The organism is Williamsia sp. Y853 (assembly GCF_056786495.1).
Window position 1 is genome coordinate 579451 of sequence record NZ_JBXCJC010000003.1, and the last position, 18146, is coordinate 597596.

Below are 18146 nucleotides of genomic sequence, written 5' to 3' on the forward strand. Positions count from 1 at the left end.
AATGGGAATCACCGTACGCCGATTGCGGTCATCCCGCGCTATGAGTTGCCATAGTCAGCTCAGGGGACGGTGTAGGCGTCGAGAAAGGCCAGCAAGTCGTTGTTGAGCATTGTTTTGTGAGTGTCAGTAATTCCATGCGGCGCACCGGGATAGACCTTGAGTTCGGCACCCTTGATCCGCTCGGCCGAGGCTTTACCGCCGACCTCGAAGGGCACGACCTGGTCATCGTCGCCATGAATGACCAGGGTCGGCACATCGAACGTGTCCAGGTCTTCCCGGAAGTCGGTCGCCGAGAAGGCTGCGATGCTCTCGTATGCGTTGCGGGCACCGGCTTGGAGTCCTTGCCGCCAGAAGGCGTCGCGCATGCCCTGCGATGCGTTCTGCCCCGGACGGTTGTTGCCGAAAAACGGGCCATCGGCCAGGTCGCGGTACGTCTGTGAGCGATCGGCCAGCGATCCGGCCCGGATCCCATCGAACACCTCGACGGGCACACCGTCGGGATTGTCGTCGGTCTTGAGCATGTACGGCGGGACCGCGGATACGAGCACGATCTGAGCGATTCGGCTGGTTCCGCGTCGGCCGACATATCGGGACACTTCACCCCCACCGGTGGAGAAGCCGATCAACGTGACCTGCCGGAGGTCGAGGAACTCGATCAGGCCGGCGAGATCGTCTGCGTAGGTGTTCATCTCGTTGCCCTCCCACGCCTGGGTGGACCGGCCGTGGCCACGGCGGTCATGGGCGATGACGCGATAACCGTTGGAGGCCAGAAACAATTGCTGGACCTCCCAGCTGTCCGAGTTCAGCGGCCAGCCGTGACTGAGGATCACCGGGCGGCCGGTGCCCCAGTCCTTGTAGTAGATCTCCGTACCGTCCAGAGCGGTGTACATCGGCATGGTTCGTCCTTCCCGGTAGACCTGACGTCGGCGGCATATGCGCTGTCGGAGAACAACATATGGTCGCCGCAACGGGTCGAGCTGAAGGTATGTGCACGGTTATGTACTCAGCGAGCACATACCCACGCCGGCCGGACAGTGCCGCCCTGACAGTGCGCTGTGAGTACAGCGAAGTGCACTCACGTTCAAGTCAGACGGGTAGATCACCTCTAGGTTGTCTGTTACTTCAATCGCGACGAGAGGGGATCGGTCATGGTGTCCACCACTGCCCGCATCAGTCCGACACGGTCCGGGCTGCACATTCGTCTGGCGGCGATCATCGCGTTGTTCGTCGCAGTGTTCTGCCTGTCAGCCGTTCCCGCGAACGCCGGCCCGGCGCCAAAACCGACCGTCGTCCTCGTTCACGGTGCATTTGCCGATTCCTCTGGCTGGCGGGACGTCGCGACGACACTGGGAGCTGCCGGGTATCCGGTTCAGACCTTTGACAATCCGCTGCGTGGGCCGGCCCATGACTCCGCCGCGCTCGAGAAGCAGCTCGCGACCATCAGCGGTCCGATTGTCCTCGTCGGACATTCCTACGGCGGAGCGGTCATCACCAACACCCACGACCCCGACGTTGTCGCGAACGTCTACATTGCCGCATTTGCTCCCGCTCAGGGGGAGTTCGTCCAAGGCCTGCTCAACCCATTGATCTATCCCGGCAGTCGGCTGCTGCCGCCCGCTCTGGAACTCAAGGTTGTCGAGGACCCGACCGGGATCGCCGGATACAACGTCGACGGCTACATCGCCGAGCCCTACTTCCATGAGACCTTCGCCCAAGACGTCGACGACGCGACCGCAGCCGACATGTTCGCTCACCAAAAGTCCGCGGCCCTTGTGGCCAACCTCGAACCCTCTGGAGACCCGTCCTGGGCGAAGGTGCCCAGCTGGTACCTCGTCTCCAAGCAGGATCAGGTCATTCCGCCGGACCTGCAGCGATTCATGGCATCTCGCGCAGCGGCCGGCCACACCACCGAGGTCGACGCCTCCCACGCCTCACTTGTGTCCCGGCCCGGCGAAGTGGCGACGACCATCCTGGCCGCCGCCACCGCGACTCAAAGCTGAACACGCAAGGCGAGCTCGTAGCCATCAGACAATGCTCCGACCGCCATCGACGTGAATGAGCTGACCATGAACCATGGCTGCGTCATCACTTGCCAAGAAGGCTATGACCGAAGCAATTTCGTCGGGCGTGGCCGGCCGGCCCAAGGGTGACTTGGCCGCAAGTTTGTCGAGCAGTGGACCCAGCACCAGTTCCGTCCCCTCAGTCCGAGTAGGACCGGGCGCGACGGAGTTGACACGCACTCCACGGGGGCCGAACTCGACCGCCCAATCCTTGGTGAGCTGGTTCAGCGCTGCTTTGCTCGAGCCGTAGATCCCCGTCGATGAACTCCCAAAGCTCGCAACCATTGTGCTCACGTTGACGATCACGCCGAACTTACGCTCGATCATGCTCGGAACCAGCTGACCGACAAGGAAATACGGCGCTTTGACGTTGAGCGAATACAGTGCGTCGAAGTCTTCCTCGGTACCGTCGGGGGTCGGCCCAAAGACTGCGGCTCCGGCGTTGTTGACGAGAATGTCGACGTGCCCTGTCAACGCCAGGGCATCCTGCGCCAAAGCAACGGCCGCTGTGGCGCCGGTCAATTCCGCACTGATGAAGTCAGCTTTACCGCCGTCACTCTGAATTGCTTCGACGACTGCTTTTCCACGCTCGAGGTCACGACCGGACACGATCACGTACGCACCATGAGCTGCAAGCGTGGATGCCGCGGCTTTCCCGATTCCGCTCGTGGCGCCCGTGACGAGAGCAACGCGCCCGGTAAGGTCCCGCATCTGAGCTCCTGACCCTAGAAACCTTTGTCGCTGAGCCAGGCCAGTGTCGTACCCGCGACTTCTTCCCAGCCGTCGTCGATGGTGAGGGAGTGTCCACGGCCTTCGAACTCGTGATACTCGGTGATCGAATCACCGCCGGCGTACATCGCGAGAACTTCTCGCGTCACCTTCGCCGGGACGGTGTGATCCTCGGAGCCTGAGGTGAGGAGCAAAGGGCCCCGGCTCGCCTTGTGCGTGTCCACTGCTGCCGGGGAGTTGCGGCGAAAGTTGGCGGTCGCGTCTTCGAACAGTGGTCGGCCGGGTCCGGGGATGGTCCACTTCTCGAACAACTCGTCGGACGCCTCTTGCGTCAATGTATTGCCGAAGCTGTAGTGGAATTGCTTCGAGGTCAACGCCACCGTCTTCTTCTTGTTCGCGGGGTTCGACAGTACCGGGAATCCGGACTTCAGCTGCGAGAAGGGAAGTGCCTTCACCCCTTTGATCGGAGCCGGGTCGATCGCGACTGCAGCCGCGGCGAGGTCGGTCGCGAGGAGTTCTTGAGCGATAAGACCGCCGAAGGAATGTCCGATGACGATCGGTTTGGTCTCGAGTGTCCCGATCAGATTCGCGTAGTGCTCGTAAACGTCCTGTATTCCAACGTTGTTCATCTTCTCCGGCGCTTCACGGGTCTCTTGCACGGTCACGCCGTCTCCGGGCCAGCCCGGAGCAGTGGCCGTATAGCCACGCTCTGCGAACAGGGAGATCCATGGTTCCCACGCGCTCGAATGAATCCACAAACCATGGATGAACAGGACTGGGTTGTTCTGAGGTGCAGCGGCCATTCGCGTTCCGTTCGATAGAGGGTCTTCACAGCGTCTGGATCAGGCCGCCGTCGATGGTGAAATCTGATCCGGTCACATTGGCAGATGTATCTCCAGCCAGGAAGAGCACAAGATCGGCAACCTCTCCGGGCGTTGTGAACCGTCCTGTGACCGACTGCGCTGCTGCACTTTTGGCGACCTCGTCGGCTTGTCCACCGCTGGCGCCGGCAATTGTCTCGGCAACGCCGCCCTCGCCCAGCCACAGACCGGTGGACACCGGTCCCGGACTGACCGTGTTGACACGTATTCCTTGCGGACCGAGCTCTTTCGAGAGTGATTTACAAAGGTTGGTGAGGGCCGCTTTGACCGCGCTGTAGTCAACGACCCCAGGATCGGGGAGAAAGGCATTGACCGAGCCGACAGTGACGATCGTTCCGCCGCCACGTCGAAGAAGCTGCGGTATCGCGGCCCTTGTTGTTCGCACGGTTGCCATGAGCCCCAGAGTCCAGGAGTCATACCACTGATCGTCGGTCACGCTTGCGAACCCGGCCGGCCTCGGCGTCACCGCTCCGGCGTTGTTGACGAGGATATCCACACCGCCAAGCGTTTTGGCCTGCTCGATCAACGCAATCGGACCTTCGGGTGTCGACAGATCCACGGGAACGAACGTCACCAGGCCCGCATCTTCCAGGCGGGCAAGATCGGGGCCCCGGCTTCGTGAACCGGCAACGACGTGCGCGCCTTCCTTCGTCAGCGCGGTGGTCACCGCCAGCCCGATACCTTTGCTGGCGCCGGTGACGACCGCCAACTTTCCCGAGAGGCCAAGATCCATCAGCATCCGATCGTTCGCTCCGGCACACAGATAGCCCGCTCCAGAAATCAGCGGGGAGGCCTCAAGCGATCGACCGAGCGCCCCAACTCATAACGGCACGACCACATTCACGTCGAATGGTAGACCCGATGATGGGAGAGAGCAGCGCTTGACGAAAAAGATGATTTCGGGGCGACAGGATGTCGAGAATGGGGTGGTGGCTCCGTCTCAGATATGCAGGCGGCGACAACGCGCCGCGACGACGAAGGAGAAACACCATGAAGTACTTGCTGCTGAAGCACTACCGAGGCGGCCCGACTCCCGTTCGCGACTGGGCACCAATGGACCAGTGGACGCCGGATGAGGTCGACGCACACATCAAGTTCATGCAGGATTTCGCAAACCGCTTGGAAGAAACAGGTGAGTACGTCGACGGTCAGGCACTCGCGCCCGATGGCGCGTTTGTGCGATACGACGGCGAAGGGCGCCCACCGGTGACCGATGGTCCGTTCGCCGAGACCAAAGACCTCATTGCCGGCTGGATGATCATCGACGTGGCGTCGTGGGATCGCGCTGCGGAGCTGGCAGGGGAGCTGTCCGCGGCGCCAGGGGCCGGGGGCGAGCCGATCCACGAGTGGCTCGAGGTCCGGCCGTTTCTCAGCGACCCGCCCACGGTGACCGAGTGAACGAGTCTCTGCTGCGGGAGCTCGTGCCCGCGGTCATCGGTGTCCTCGTCCGGCGCGGAGCAGACTTCGCGTCGGCCGAGGATGCCGTGCAAGAGGCGTTGATCCGGGCCCTCGAATCCTGGCCCGCCGATCCACCGCGCGATCCGAAAGCGTGGCTGGTGGCTGTGGCGTGGCGCAGGTTCCTCGACGCTGTTCGCGCCGAGAGTTCGCGGCGGGGTAGGGAACTCGCCGTCGAAGTCGAGCCTGTCCCCGGTCCGGCACCGGATGCGGACGAGACGCTGCGGCTGTACTTCCTGTGCGCGCACCCCACGCTGTCACCGGCATCGGCTGTCGCATTGACGTTGCGAGCGGTCGGTGGCCTCACCACACGCCAGGTAGCGTCGGCATACTTGGTGCCTGAAGCGACCATGGCCCAACGGATCAGCAGGGCCAAGAAGCGAATCTCTGGTCTTCGGCTCGACCAGCACGGCGATCTCGGAACTGTTTTGCGGGTGCTCTACCTGGTCTTCAACGAGGGGTACAGCGGCGACGTCGATCTTGCGGCCGAAGCGATACGTCTGACCCGGCAGGTTGTTGCGCTGACCGACGAACCCGAGGTCACCGGGCTGCTTGCACTCATGCTGCTCCACCACGCGCGCCGCGCGTCGCGTACCGGACCCGGCGGTCGCCTGGTGCCGCTGACCGAACAAGACCGATCGCGTTGGGACACAACACAGATCGCCGAAGGCGTGGCGATACTACAGGCGGCGCTTGCTCGTGACCGGCTGGGTGAATACCAGGTACAGGCCGCGATCGCTGCACTGCACGCCGATGCCCGGAGCACCGCCGAGACGGACTGGGTACAGATCGTCGAGTGGTATGACGAACTGCTGCTCATCACCGACAGCCCGGTGGTCCGGCTCAACCGCGCAGTGGCGGTCGGCGAGGCCGACGGGCCGCAAGCCGGTCTGGCCGCGCTGGTCGACGTGAATCCGGCCCTACCACGCTATGTCGCGGCGTCGGCATACCTGCACGAACGCGCGGGTGATCTCGAGGTCGCCGCCGATCTGTACACCGAGGCATCTCGCACTGCGACAAACGTTCCGGAGCGCGATCACCTCACGAGAGAGGCTGCACGGGTGCGACAACTGTTGCGGGCTTGAGTGCCTACGGCGACTCGGCGCGAACGAATAGTCGTCGAGTGAGGTGCTGGAGCTCGGACCTGAGTGTCTCGTCATCAAGGTCCTTGACCAGTGGGTGAGCAAGGGTGCCACCGAGGGCGGCCGACAACATCGCCACCCGCACTCGGGACTCGGCATTCGTCTCGGCGTCGTCGTCGACCAAAAGCCCGTATAGGCGGACGATCAGGTGCCGAAACGGTTCATGGTCTGAAACGAATCGAACCATCACCGGATCGTGCTGGAGGATGGCCATCATCGTGCGGCGTTCGACGACGATTTCGATCAGATCGTTGATCAGGAAGGTGCGCGCGAGCTCGCGACTCGGCTGCGCCTCCGCTGCCTCGAGCCCGGTTTCGAGCCGAGCCAGGCCGGTCTCGGCGACCGCGCGCACGATGTCGTCCCTGGACTTGAATTGGTGGTAGACGGCAGCTTTCGTCACACCGATCGAATCGGCGATCATCTGCAATGACGTTCCGCCCACGCCTTGTTCGGCGAACAGCGCAAGCGCAGCGGTGATGACTCGCGTCTGTGCGGCGCTGCGCGAGATCGATCCGAGGTGCACCTCAGATGTGTGTTTCTTTGAAACCATCACACGAGAATAGCCGATCGGCTACTTTCACTCTCAGCCGGACGGTGACCCACATCACTACCCCCGCCTCCTGGCATTGGTATTCACCAGAGAATGAACGGAGCGCAAACCGGAATGAATCTCGAAGAACGAATTGCTCATCACGGTCGGATGGCTGAAAGCTACAGCAACGCATACCTTCGGCAGGGTGTGCAAGATGGTGAAGAGTACACCGACGACGAGGGGCACGAGGCATGGAAGTTCGCGCCTGAAGCGGTGTACACCTCACCATATTTCACCGGGGACCAGGAATTCCTGATGAGCGAATTTCCCTCGGACACAGCACAAGCCGCGACCTTGGAGGCCAAGGCGTATTCATTGACCTTCTCCGATTGGAAGCCGGCGAGCTTCAAATATTGGCCCGCATCTGACGGCTTCGTGATGAAGACCCGGTGGCAGGGTCACACTGCAGACGGCACCGGAATGGGCTTCTACTCGTACAGCTTTGTGAACACCAATCCTGATGGTGAAGTCACTCGCTGGGAGACCCACGTCAACGACGAGTACAGTCCATTCCTCAAGGTCGCAATCGGTGTGAGCGGTCCGTTCCAGGGCACCTCGGATTACCTGGACGCGCTACATCGGTGCCTCGACAAGGCAAACGTCACTCTCTGAGCGGCAATCAAAGACGTCGGGTGGCCGCCCCGCTTTCGCAATCACGGCGGCCACCCGACGAACCCACGTCGCTTCGTTTCCTGTTGTGGGGCAACAGTTGTGGTCTAGGCCTCACCACCCTGCACAACAGGACTATTACGCATGCCAACAACAGGACACGTCGTGCGCAAGGGCGGCCGATGTCCTTGAAAGAAGGAAGAAGAATTTGAAGCTACATCGTTTGCTCATCGCTCTCATAGCGATGGTGGTGCTGCTTGCCGGCTGTAGTTCCCGAGGGGGTGGTGGTGAGGACGGGGGAGACGAGGGCGGCTCTACCTCGGCGGAATCTGCTTCGAATTCCTTCGGGGATCTGGCCGATGTTTGCCAGTCTGGGTCCGCGAAAGGCTCACCTACGCAGGGTGTTACCGATACCGAGATCCAGGTAGGGGTCTTCTCGGATGTGGGATTCACCAAAAACCAAGAGTTTGTGGATGCGGCGAAGGTCTTCACGTCATGGTGCAATGAACTCGGTGGTATCAATGGTCGAAAAATTGTCGCGAACACCCGTGATTCCAAACTGATGGAAACCCGACAGCAAATGATCACAGCCTGCCGTGAGGACTTCGCGCTGGTCGGTGGTGGTAGCGGACTGGATGGTCTGGGTGTCAAGGAACGTCTCAGTTGCACGTTGCCGAACTTCGTGGCGCAGTCGGTGCAACCGGCTGCGACCGGCTCTGACTTGCAGATCGCTGCTTCACCGGCCACAACTGCAGGCTACGATCCGTTCTTCGCATTCCGGAAGTGGCTGATGAACGAGGCGTACCCGGATTCGCTGAATGCCGTGGGGATCATCAACGGTGATTCGCCGCTGACCAAGTCGATCGGTCAACAGGCTGTCGAATCCACCGAGGCTGCAGGCGGAACGTTTGTCTACAACGACCTGTATCCGGCGATGGGCATTTCCGACTGGACCCCTTACGCACAGGCCATGAAGAACAAGGGCGTCAAGGGTCTGATCTTCTACGGTCAGTTCCAGCAGTTGGCCAAACTCGAGAGTGTGCTGACCAGCATGGAGTACAAGCTCGACTGGATCGATGCCAACAACAACGCGTACGGACAGCAGTTCATCGACCTGTTGGGTTCCTCCGCTGACTACCAGAACAACTACGTCGACCTGAGTGGGGTGAGCCCGTTCAACAGCCCCGAACCGGCGATGAAGGAACTGCTCGCGCTCTACTCCGAGTACGCTCCCGATGCGGAGATCACGTTGCCGGCGATCCGGGCGATATCGTCCTGGTTGCTGTTCGCCAAGGCCGCAGCGAGCTGTGGTGACGAGCTGACCCGGACATGTCTCTACAACGCAGGTAAGTCCGAAACCGCTTGGACCGGTGGTAAATTGACAGCGCCGCAGAATCTTGCCGAACCCACCCCGCCGTCACCGTGCTTCAACGCACAAAAGGCAACATCAAAGGGCTGGGAGACTCCCGCTTTCGAGCCCGATGACGGTCAATACCGATGCAGTACCCCGCCGTACAAGTACACCCAGGACTATGGGGTCCCGATGACCCTTGCCGACGTCGGGAAGACCATGGCCGACGTCAACTAGTTGGCCACGAGGGGTATTCGGTGTCGGCGCACGTGCGCCGACACCGAATACTTATTTCGCCTCTTCCTGGCAGGTCGGGCATAGTCCGTGCAGGGTCAGCCCGGCTGTGGTTGGGAGTTCGAAGCGGCTGCCGTCACTCGCGCGGGCGAGGGCCTCGGCGAGATTTTCGGCGGGTACTTCGATCACGGCGTCACACCGGGTGCAAACGGCGTGGTGGTGGGGTTGTTCGGCCAATCCATAGGTGGCGACACGATCTCCGACGGTGAGGGCATGCAGGATCCCGACCTCGACCATGGTGGTGAGGGTGCGATAGACCGTGGTCAGGTCAACGAGGTCGCCTTGCTCGGTGAGGCGTTCGACGATTTGCTGTGCGCTCAGATGCCCGACGGCCGGGTCGGCCATCAGGATTGTCATGACGGCCACGCGGGGGGCGGTGCACCGCAAACGGTGGTGTTGCAGGATCGAGCGCGCCTCGGCGACCGCGAGGTCGCTTGTCATATCGGCACCGGGCATGTGTCCAGTGTCGCGCCGAATGCAGGTATTGCCAACCGTCTGGTTTGCTGACAATCCGATGGTCGGCTGGGCTGAGCGGGTGCGGGATGATTCAGGCAAGGCGGTGGCGTTCGAGAAGGTCCCTGTCACCGAGGATCTTGGCGATATCGCCGTCGGCGACAATCCGGCCGCCGTCGAGGATCAGGGCTCGCGTGCAGATTCGTTGTGCGTAGTGCAGGTCGTGGGTGACCATCACGATGGTGGTCGGCAGCCTTCGCAGAACCTCGGCCAGCTCTCGCCGGGCGACGGGATCGAGGTTCGCGGCCGGCTCGTCGAGCACCAGGACATCGGGGTGGCAGGCGAGCGTGGTGGCCAAGGCGGCGCGGCGGCGTTCACCAACCGACAAGTGTGCTGGTGACCGGTCGGCGCGGTCGGACATTCCCACTGCGTCGAGGGCCTCGGCGACACGGTCGTCGAGGTCGGTATCGACCACCCCGAAGTTCGCCGGGCCGAAGGCGACATCTTGGGCGACGGTCGGCATGAACAGCTGATCGTCAGGATCCTGGAAAACCAGGCCAACCCGTCGCCGTACCTCGCGCACGGTGTCTGGCCCCAGTTGAACGTCTCCGATGTGAACTTCACCGGAATCCGCGGTGAGCACGCCGTTGAGCTGCAGCATGAGGGTTGATTTTCCGGCGCCGTTGGGTCCGAGGACGGCGACCCGCTCGCCCGCGGGGAGGTGCAGGCTCACCTCGTGCAGTGCGCCGGTTCCGTCGGGGTAGGCGAAGCTCAGATCCACCACCCGCACGGTCCCCGCCGCCACTGCCGATATCGCTGTCATTGCAGCCACCAGGCGCAGATACTGACAGCCACCGCTACCGAGGTCGGGATCAGGGCCAACAGCCAGGTGGTAGCGGTTGCCGGGATCGTCCCGTAATGCGGTACGGCTCCGGTGAATCCGCGCGAGAGCATGGCGAGGTGGACGCGTTCTCCGCGTTCGTAGGAGCGCAGGAACAGGGCTCCGGCTCCACGCGCAGTGGCCCCGACCTGGCGTAAGGTGCGCGGATCGTCGCCTCTCGAGATCCGCGCCATACGCATCCGGATGGCTTCTGCGACAAGCAGATCGACGTACCGCAGCATGAGTACGACGATGGTGACGATCATTCCGGGTACCCGCAGCCGAGTCAGTCCGGCAGGCAGGTCGCGGACGTTCGTGGTTGCCGCCAGGGTCAGCGACACCCCGACACCGAGAGTGCCTTTGGCTATGACGCCCCATGCGGCGTAAAGCCCTTGGGTCGACAGTGACACTCCGAGCACCTCGGTCTGTGGGCCGCCGTCGGCGAAGGGGAGTAGCACAGCAAGTATGACGAAAGGCAGCTCGATCACCATCCGCGGCAGGATCCAGCGTAGCGGGATGTGTGCCCACCACCAGACTCCGATCAGGATGGCGACGTAACACCCGAACGGCCAGAACAACTCTCGGGGTGTCGCGACCACAGCGAACACCGCGATGACCGCCGCCACGATCTTCACTTCGGCGGCGGCGCGGTGTGCCGGCGAGTTCCCAGGTAGATAGAGCGAGTTTCCCGCGCCCACTGTTACGGCGCCTGGCTGCGGGTGTCGGAGGCACCTGCGGGAGCCACGAGTGGCGGGCGTCGCCTACCCACCCGGATCAGCCGGATGACGGCGACCAGGAGCGCGAATACCGCCAGTACGCCAACGATTCCCGCAGCGCCCGTGAGCGTCTCGTTGCCGTTGATGGTGTAGTCGGCGAGGAAGGATTCGGAGCGGTGATGTTCACCGGCATTTTGCGCAATGCACTGACCATCGAGTTGTTCGGCACCATCGACCTCGACCACGGTGCAACCCCGCTGGGTGGTTGCGTCGAGACCGTCGGGCTGCGAACTGGCCACGTAGGACAGGAGTCCGGCAACCAGAAACGCTGCTGCTGCGAAGGCGAGCAGAAATCTGGTCATCGATCGGCCCGAATAGTCCGAAGCGCTTCGCGCACTGTCTGTTCGGCGCACAGCACGCAGCAGATACACCAGATCAGGACGTGCCTTGGCCACCGCGACAATGGTGATCGCGGTGATGACGCCCTCGCCGACCCCGATCAGGAGATGGGTGGCCAGCATGTAGCCCGTCACCTCTCCGAGCGTGGAGCCCGAGGCTCCACCGATGGCATACTCGAGCACAAATCCCATCGCCGCGGCGACGGTACCGCCCAGGGCGGCGAGGAACCCGATGCCGGCCACTCCTGTATCGCCGCGGGAAACCAGCAGGGGAGCGAGAAGTCGCGCCAGGACATAACCGACAGCGACACCGATCAGCGCCATATTCGTGATGTTGGCGCCCAGAGCTGTGAGTCCACCGTCGGCGAAGAGCAACGCCTGCACAACAAGCACGATCGCCACACACAGCGCCCCGACGTACGGCCCGACCAGGATTGCGGCCAACGCACCCCCGAGCAGATGACCGCTTACGCCAGGCAGGATAGGGAAGTTGACCATCTGAACAGCGAAGATGAAGGCGGCCACCAGACCTGCCATCGGGGCTGTTCGCTCATCGAGCTCCGAACGCGCCCGCCAGGCCGCAAAGGCAAGACCGCACACAGCAACCGCAGCAAAGAGCAGCGACGTCGGCGCGTCGACAATGCCGTCGCTCATATGCATCGCAGTGGTGGTACTGCTCATTCCCCGGACGCTACGCGTGATGCAAGTCACTGGCAAGACCGCCCCTGAGCGCTTGCCGCTTGTATGACCGTTTCGTCCAGTTTCAGGTTTTTCTGTTTCGTGCACGGGAGAGTGGTTGTCGCCCTTGTGAAGTCGCACTCCGGTCAGCGATGGAATCCCACACCCGCGAGCGCGGCAGCGGAGCTGGTTTTCGGCTGCCCGTTCGCAATTCGGCGACTACAGGCCGGCAAAAAAGGTCTCGGCCGCATCGTTGACCCGGTCACGATCTCCGGTGGTGAGTAGGTCGAGCAGCAGCCCTCGAATCGTTGCGATCACCAGTGTCGCCCGTTGTCTGGCTGTATCAGGATCGACGCCTGGGCCCTGAACTTCGCATAGCGAACGCATCCAATCCGTGACCACCTGATCCAAGAAGCCGCTGAATTGTTTCGGCGCTTGCAGAGCGCGCCCATAAACGGCATAAAACAGACGAAACTCCTGTTCCCGCTTCGGGTCCGAGGTGTGCTCCCACGCCACCCGTGCTGCGCTTGCGAGGTCGGGCTGCTCACCGAGCGCCCCTTCGGTATCCACAACGAGGCGTTCTCGTAGCCGCGCGAGGACAGCCTGGAACATCTGCTCCTTGGTGCCGAAATGATGTACCAGCGTGTTGGATGTGACCCCGAGTGCGGCCGCGACCGGACGCCACGTCAGTTCGGAGAACCCCTGCTCGACCGCGTAGTCGACGACTGCATCCAATAACGCAACCCGACGCTGATGACCAACCGGCCGACCCGCCATTTGAACCTCCGTGATTTTGGGACTTGCTTTACTTGCACGAGTGTATAAAGAATAGGGTCTGACATCAATGCACTCCAACTGAGGTGCATGCAGCCCACCGAGAAGGAGTCGCCACCATGGCACGAGTCGTCGTATTCAACGAGTTCGGCGCGCCGAATGTCCTGCAGATCGTGGATGAGCCGATCAGCGAGCCGGGCGTGGACGAACTGCGTATCAAGATCGACGCGTTCGGAGTCAACCGTCTCGATCAAATGATGCGCGCCGGGCACTACCCGGCGCCGATCCGGCTTCCGCATGCCCGGCTTGGCGTCGAAGGCGCGGGCACTGTTGACGCGGTCGGTTCGGGCGTCGAGGGCGTCCGCGTCGGTGACGAGGTCATCATCACCGCAGTGCCCGACGCCGACATCAACGGAACCTATGCCGAGTACACGATCGCGCCGGCCAGCCGGATCTTTGCCCGGCCGGACACGATCGACGCGACCACCGCTGCCGCGTTGTGGGTGTCGTATTCCACGGCCTACGGCGCCCTCGTCGAGAGAGCCGGTATGCGTCCCGGCGATCACGTACTGATCACCGCCGCGTCGAGCAGCGTGGGCCTGGCCGCGATCCAGATCGCGAACTACGTCGGCGCCATCCCGATCGCGGTCACCCGCAGCACCGCAAAGAAAGACATCCTCATGCAGGCGGGCGCAGCGACGGTGATCGTTTCCGACGATGAAGACATAGCCGAAGTCGCCAAACAGTTCACCGGTGGCGCGGGCGTGGAAATCGTCCTCGACTCGGTCATGGGCCCCAGCTTGGCTGACCTTGCCGGCGCGTTGAAGTTCAATGGAATAATCGTGGCGGTGGGCTGGCTCGATCCGAGGCCCGCTCCTGTTCCGATGAATCCCCTCACCTTGATCCGGTATGCGAGCTTCGAGCACACGCTCGATCCCGTGGCAGTGCGACGAATCGCATCGTTCTTGCGCGCCGGATTGCGCAACGGTGCTCTGCACCCGACGATCGACAGAGTATTCAAGTTCGACGACATCGCGGCGGCCCACGTTTATCTCGAAGGTGGACAGCAGGTCGGCAAAATCGTTGTCACACTCTAGAATTCATGCGTCAAACCCAGCCGTGCTGTCGCGGTCACCTAGTTGACCGCGCCGCCATCAGGACTCGCGCGACCAGGAAGATGAGAATCGCGGTCACCGCGAAGCCAAGGCGCGAGGTCCAGAGTAGGGATTGGGATACGACCGCTGCTGATTCGGAATCGAACCCGAAAAACACAAGAATTCGATCACCCATTCCCCAGTTCTTGCTCTCGTACCCCTTGTACGGTTTGGTCCCGGGCGTACGGTGACTCGTCACATTTCCCGACCAGTCAACCGCCTCCACGAGAGCCCAAAATGACACGACGAGGGTCAACAATATCGCGGCCCCAAGGAGATTCGCGGCTAGCGGTGTTGCTGTATTTTCGGGTTTCCGCTTCACGTCGAGAGCCTAGCGGAGGGGAAGTGGTTGGCCCCCTTCCGCCGGGTTGACCCCGTCCCGCCGGGTACGAATCCGATCCGAAGAGGGTGCCGCGCATGACGTACCGGTTGGCGCTGTCACGACGCCGGCTGAAACAATTCAATGAGATTTCCCGATGGGTCTGAAACAAGTATCTGTTGCCCACCGGGGCCGCTGACAGTGTCGCTGCGGAATGGAACTCCGGCAGCTTTGAGCCGTTCGATCTCTGCGGCGAGGTCATCGACGATGAGATGGATGCGGTTCCAACCGCCGGCCGTGGGAAAAGCGCCATCGGGCATTATCCGGGCGCCAGAACTCGTCGGCCCGGAAAGCAGTAGACGCAGCGAACCACGAACGACGTCAGCGAAGGCGGGGGCCGCACTGTAGCGAAGAGTGAAGCCGAAGTGCGTGGTGTAAAAGTCAATGGAGGCTTCCACGTCGTTGACGATGTAACGGACGTTCGCCAGATCCTTATCCACTGATGCCATCCCGCTGCCTTTCCCGATTGAAGGACAAATCTGCCACCGGCAGTTTACCGGACCCACTCTGGAGATGACTGCGACGCATACGCAAGATGCGAAATATCTGCCGACGCGACAGAGTCGCTCACACGCATAGGTGCCGACTTTTGTCACCGTGACATAAGTCGGGGAGTAGGCCCCACGGTAGGAAACCGGCGCCCAAACCAGTTGTAACACAGGCACTGTCACCAACCCTGGAGTGCAGGGGAGCAGCAGCTGAGCGAGGCTCAGATTCTAAACTCGCTGCACCACAGCACCATTCGAGCACCAATGTGGCGCGAGCCTCGCGTCGGCAGGCGCTGTACTCTGCCTGGTGCCGGGGAGGGGGTACTGGCCGGAGTGGTCCCCGTGGATCGCGTGAACGGTAATGTGCGGTCGATCGCACCATGTTCGCACACATGTGCGAACATAGACAGCGTGAACTCGCGTACAAAAACCGGATTGACTACCGACGACCTGGAAATGCTGTCTACGGCACTCGCCGCAGGTAAGCGGGTCACCGTCTACCTCCGTGATCCGATGCCGTCGCTCGATCTCCCCGCTGGAGCATCGGCGCGCGTGATGTCCGTCGACGGGTCAACGGTGACGGTAAGCCCGAAAGGCGTCGACGATCAATTGCCGTTCGAGGCCGACGAACTGCACAAGACTCGCACGGCAGCAACTTCCACGACTCCGGTGCGTCAGCGGCCGGTCAAGGCGACGTCCGCATCATCAGTCGCAACGAAGTCATCGAGAACCTTTGCAACGGAATCGAAGCCGGTACCTAAACCTGAACCTGAACCCGCGAAGTCGAGACCAGTGGAACAGAAATCTGCCCCGGTAAAAGCACTACGACGCGTTAAAACTTCAGCGGCTGTCAGTGTGACCGTTACGTCGGTGAGTGAGAGCACCTGGACGGTGTCGGTGTCACACGGCAGCAAAAAGGGCAAGACCACCGAGGTCACCTCAGACCGGGTCGCGCGAGCGATGCACACACTCGGCGACGACGCCGCGATCATGGCAGTCGACGCAGTGATCGAGTCGGCGCGGTCGGCGGCCCAGAAAAGAATTGACGAGCTCAGTCATGAACTCGAAGCAGCGCGAGCAGTGCTGGCACATCTCGACGTACAGGTCGCAGACAGCTGACAGCGAGTCCGCAATCCAGAACCAATTATCACCAACGTTTCTGAAACCTACGTGATATTTGGCCTCGCACCCTCCGGCATATCCGCTAGGTGATACAGAGGGTTCTGAGCTGCGGCTTTTCGAGTCTCCGTTCCCGCTGCCGTAACGTACCGCTGAGACGTGGCCATCGACTCGTGACCGAGGAGCTTCATCAATGTGTAGACGCTGACATCAGATTTCGCGAGCTCCGTCGCATATGTGTGGCGGAGGCTGTGCAGCAAGGCTCCTGGGACCCGTTGCACGTCTGGACCAGCCAAGTTGAAAGCACGCCGCAATCGCGACTGCAAAGTGCCTCGGGTGATTCGTTCTCCATCGCGACCAACGAACAGGGGGAGGGATCGCTTCCAACCGGCAAGCGGGTCCGCCGCCGCCTTGCGCGTGACTGATCTGGTCGAATCCGGAAATCGCACGCGCCGGCTTTCAAGATACTTCCTGATGACACCGAGCAGACCAGCCTCAATTGGTACTGCCCGTTCCATATTTCCTTTTCCTTGGACGTGCAGAACGGCGCTCCCATCTGAGATTGTCCGAATGTCCTTCACGTCCAGCAGCCTTAATTCCTCGGCGCGAAGACCAGCAAGTACCGCAGTCAAAATTATAGCCGTGTCTCGTTCGTCCCAATCAGTCTTTCGAGTCGAATCCTTCTGATATGCAACAGTTTTGACCAAGGCCTCAACACTCGACGGCGGAAGTGCCTTCGGCAATGATTTTGCGAGTTTCGGTCGACCGATCAGAGGCATAGGGTTCGCATAGATCAGCTCCGAAGTAAACAGATATGTACACAGCACGTTCCAGGTGGACCAACACCGCCGGATCGACGCAGCCTCGTGATCAACGGCGTAGGTTGCGAATGCCACACGCATTCCCGTGCTCTCTATGTCGCTGACCAACATCTCGGACGGCACCGGCACCAGGCGTGATGCGATCGCCAGAAAGTCTTGACGGTAGGCCTTAATCGTATGCGGCGATAGCTTGAGGGTCTGCCGGTCATCTATAAACTCTAAGAACCAGACCGGGTAGGCCGAATGTTGATCCGCGGAGGAACGGTCGTCATCAATCACGCCAAAGGCCATGGAGGAATCCTAGCATTTGATGGATAATGTTGATTATCCATCAAATGGCACCACACAGCGATCTGACCAGTATACATACCGCGACCAGCCGCGGGTGTTGACGTATTGTCACGGCCACTTGAGAAATTCACCCCATAATAGCCGCACGAGATGTACGCAGATGTACTGTCACAGTGACGTTTTGGGCAGTTAAAGCGGCACTCGGCACCTTCGCTCAACATCGGATCAAGGGGCGCCGACACACCACAAACAGCCCTCTGATAATTCACACGGCTTCGATTATGTGCAGACATCACGTAAGGCGCGCGCCCAGGAATACCGAGCGACCCGTCGGACATGATTGCAACCTCTGGTGGCAGGCAAGATTGATAACGGAATTCCCCGCAGGGTTTGTCGTGGAATCTGGCGCGACGTCGGACGACTCAAGTCTTCTTGGATTACCTCAATAAGTTTTGGATCGAGCCGACGCAGATCGATTCACCGCCAATGGCCCCTCTCGAACTCACGATCTCTGCGCGCCGATAAGAAACATTATGTCAAGTAGTACCCCTCTGACGCCCCTAGTTGAGACTTGGTCACTCCCTCATAGCTGTCACCAGTCCAGGTCGACCGGCATCCGACATACTGGTCGGTGATGATTCTTCCCGCGATCTTTAAGTACACACCGGCGCAAGCACCGCCACGGCTTGGCGACCATGGCGAATGGCACCTTGCCTGGAACTCACGGTTCGCCGACCTATGGGCCGGCCTTCGCCCAGACTGGCACCTCAGCGCAACGCTGCAGGCCCGGCACGATCAGGTCGTCACTCCGATAGTCGGCGAGAACCAGACGCCAATGCCAGCCATCGCAACAGCCGGTGACGTGCAGATCGACTGCCGTGT

19 protein-coding genes and 1 pseudogene are annotated in these 18146 nt (G+C 61.4%); 7 read left to right on the forward strand and 13 right to left on the reverse strand.

Features of this window, described 5'->3' with window-relative positions; translation table 11 throughout:
- Positions 1–59: 59 nt before the first annotated feature.
- Positions 60–896, reverse strand: a complete 837-nt coding sequence (locus AC1TPF_RS18855) for an alpha/beta fold hydrolase (RefSeq protein ID WP_482144960.1) — start codon at positions 894–896, stop codon at positions 60–62.
- 252 nt (positions 897–1148) lie between these two features.
- On the opposite strand from AC1TPF_RS18855, the gene AC1TPF_RS18860 reads away from it, so the two are divergent.
- Complete coding sequence (locus AC1TPF_RS18860) at positions 1149–2000, forward strand: alpha/beta hydrolase (protein WP_482144961.1); 852 nt, start codon at positions 1149–1151, stop codon at positions 1998–2000.
- Positions 2001–2024: 24 nt separating this feature from the next.
- Here AC1TPF_RS18860 and AC1TPF_RS18865 read toward each other — a convergent pair whose 3' ends face one another.
- The 3 genes from AC1TPF_RS18865 to AC1TPF_RS18875 are packed head-to-tail and all read right to left on the reverse strand — an operon-like array spanning position 2025 to position 4403.
- Positions 2025–2771, reverse strand: a complete 747-nt coding sequence (locus tag AC1TPF_RS18865; RefSeq protein WP_482144962.1) for an SDR family NAD(P)-dependent oxidoreductase — start codon at positions 2769–2771, stop codon at positions 2025–2027.
- 14 nt (positions 2772–2785) lie between these two features.
- Complete coding sequence (locus tag AC1TPF_RS18870; protein WP_482144963.1) at positions 2786–3592, reverse strand: alpha/beta hydrolase; 807 nt, start codon at positions 3590–3592, stop codon at positions 2786–2788.
- Positions 3593–3617: 25 nt separating this feature from the next.
- A complete protein-coding gene (locus AC1TPF_RS18875; protein WP_482145147.1) occupies positions 3618–4403 on the reverse strand; it encodes an SDR family NAD(P)-dependent oxidoreductase in 786 nt (261 codons plus the stop codon).
- 257 nt (positions 4404–4660) lie between these two features.
- Here AC1TPF_RS18875 and AC1TPF_RS18880 point away from each other — a divergent pair, with 257 nt between their 5' ends.
- Together AC1TPF_RS18880 and AC1TPF_RS18885 are read left to right on the forward strand one after the other, a co-directional pair.
- Entirely contained in the window at positions 4661–5068 is a 408-nt protein-coding gene (locus tag AC1TPF_RS18880) for a YciI family protein (protein ID WP_482144964.1), read from the forward strand.
- Positions 5065–6210 carry an RNA polymerase sigma factor gene (locus tag AC1TPF_RS18885; protein ID WP_482144965.1) on the forward strand — a complete coding sequence of 382 codons (1146 nt, stop codon included), beginning with the start codon at positions 5065–5067 and terminating at the stop codon, positions 6208–6210. The genes AC1TPF_RS18880 and AC1TPF_RS18885 overlap by 4 nt, the downstream gene beginning before the upstream one ends.
- 4 nt (positions 6211–6214) lie before the next feature.
- On the opposite strand, the gene AC1TPF_RS18890 is transcribed toward AC1TPF_RS18885, so the two are convergent.
- Complete coding sequence (locus AC1TPF_RS18890) at positions 6215–6817, reverse strand: TetR/AcrR family transcriptional regulator (protein ID WP_482144966.1); 603 nt, start codon at positions 6815–6817, stop codon at positions 6215–6217.
- A 114-nt stretch (positions 6818–6931) separates the two neighbouring features.
- On the opposite strand from AC1TPF_RS18890, the gene AC1TPF_RS18895 reads away from it, so the two are divergent.
- On the forward strand, positions 6932–7471 hold the full coding sequence (locus AC1TPF_RS18895; protein ID WP_482145148.1) for a hypothetical protein: 540 nt from the start codon (positions 6932–6934) through the stop codon (positions 7469–7471).
- A gap of 241 nt (positions 7472–7712) precedes the next feature.
- On the forward strand, positions 7713–9056 hold the full coding sequence (locus AC1TPF_RS18900) for an ABC transporter substrate-binding protein (RefSeq protein ID WP_482145149.1): 1344 nt from the start codon (positions 7713–7715) through the stop codon (positions 9054–9056).
- A gap of 51 nt (positions 9057–9107) precedes the next feature.
- Here AC1TPF_RS18900 and AC1TPF_RS18905 read toward each other — a convergent pair whose 3' ends face one another.
- From AC1TPF_RS18905 to AC1TPF_RS18930, 6 genes and pseudogenes are all read right to left on the reverse strand, one after another.
- On the reverse strand, positions 9108–9569 hold the full coding sequence (locus tag AC1TPF_RS18905; RefSeq protein ID WP_482139504.1) for a Fur family transcriptional regulator: 462 nt from the start codon (positions 9567–9569) through the stop codon (positions 9108–9110).
- 91 nt (positions 9570–9660) lie between these two features.
- A complete protein-coding gene (locus AC1TPF_RS18910; RefSeq protein ID WP_482144967.1) occupies positions 9661–10389 on the reverse strand; it encodes an energy-coupling factor ABC transporter ATP-binding protein in 729 nt (242 codons plus the stop codon).
- Positions 10386–11144 (reverse strand): cobalt ECF transporter T component CbiQ, encoded by a 759-nt coding sequence (gene cbiQ / locus AC1TPF_RS18915; protein ID WP_482144968.1) that lies wholly within the window; start codon positions 11142–11144, stop codon positions 10386–10388. Before cbiQ ends, AC1TPF_RS18910 begins: the two co-directional genes overlap by 4 nt.
- 2 nt (positions 11145–11146) lie before the next feature.
- Positions 11147–11524: a PDGLE domain-containing protein gene (locus tag AC1TPF_RS18920; protein WP_482139936.1), complete on the reverse strand. Its 378-nt coding sequence runs from the start codon at positions 11522–11524 to the stop codon at positions 11147–11149.
- A gap of 33 nt (positions 11525–11557) precedes the next feature.
- Positions 11558–12241 (reverse strand): annotated as a pseudogene (locus tag AC1TPF_RS18925) (energy-coupling factor ABC transporter permease); the annotation flags it as partial.
- A 216-nt stretch (positions 12242–12457) separates the two neighbouring features.
- Complete coding sequence (locus AC1TPF_RS18930) at positions 12458–13015, reverse strand: TetR/AcrR family transcriptional regulator (protein WP_482144969.1); 558 nt, start codon at positions 13013–13015, stop codon at positions 12458–12460.
- A gap of 116 nt (positions 13016–13131) precedes the next feature.
- Between AC1TPF_RS18930 and AC1TPF_RS18935 the strand changes: the two genes are divergently transcribed.
- Entirely contained in the window at positions 13132–14109 is a 978-nt protein-coding gene (locus tag AC1TPF_RS18935) for a zinc-dependent alcohol dehydrogenase family protein (protein WP_482144970.1), read from the forward strand.
- A gap of 495 nt (positions 14110–14604) precedes the next feature.
- Here AC1TPF_RS18935 and AC1TPF_RS18940 read toward each other — a convergent pair whose 3' ends face one another.
- Positions 14605–14985, reverse strand: coding sequence for a VOC family protein (locus tag AC1TPF_RS18940; protein ID WP_482139509.1), 381 nt, complete (start codon positions 14983–14985; stop codon positions 14605–14607).
- A 450-nt stretch (positions 14986–15435) separates the two neighbouring features.
- Between AC1TPF_RS18940 and AC1TPF_RS18945 the strand changes: the two genes are divergently transcribed.
- On the forward strand, positions 15436–16152 hold the full coding sequence (locus AC1TPF_RS18945; protein ID WP_482145150.1) for a DUF6319 family protein: 717 nt from the start codon (positions 15436–15438) through the stop codon (positions 16150–16152).
- A gap of 47 nt (positions 16153–16199) precedes the next feature.
- Here the strand turns inward: AC1TPF_RS18945 and AC1TPF_RS18950 are convergent, their stop codons facing one another.
- The gene (locus AC1TPF_RS18950; protein ID WP_482144971.1) at positions 16200–17264 is read right to left on the reverse strand and encodes a tyrosine-type recombinase/integrase; all 1065 of its coding nucleotides are present in this window, start codon (positions 17262–17264) and stop codon (positions 16200–16202) included.
- Positions 17265–18146 lie beyond the last annotated feature (882 nt).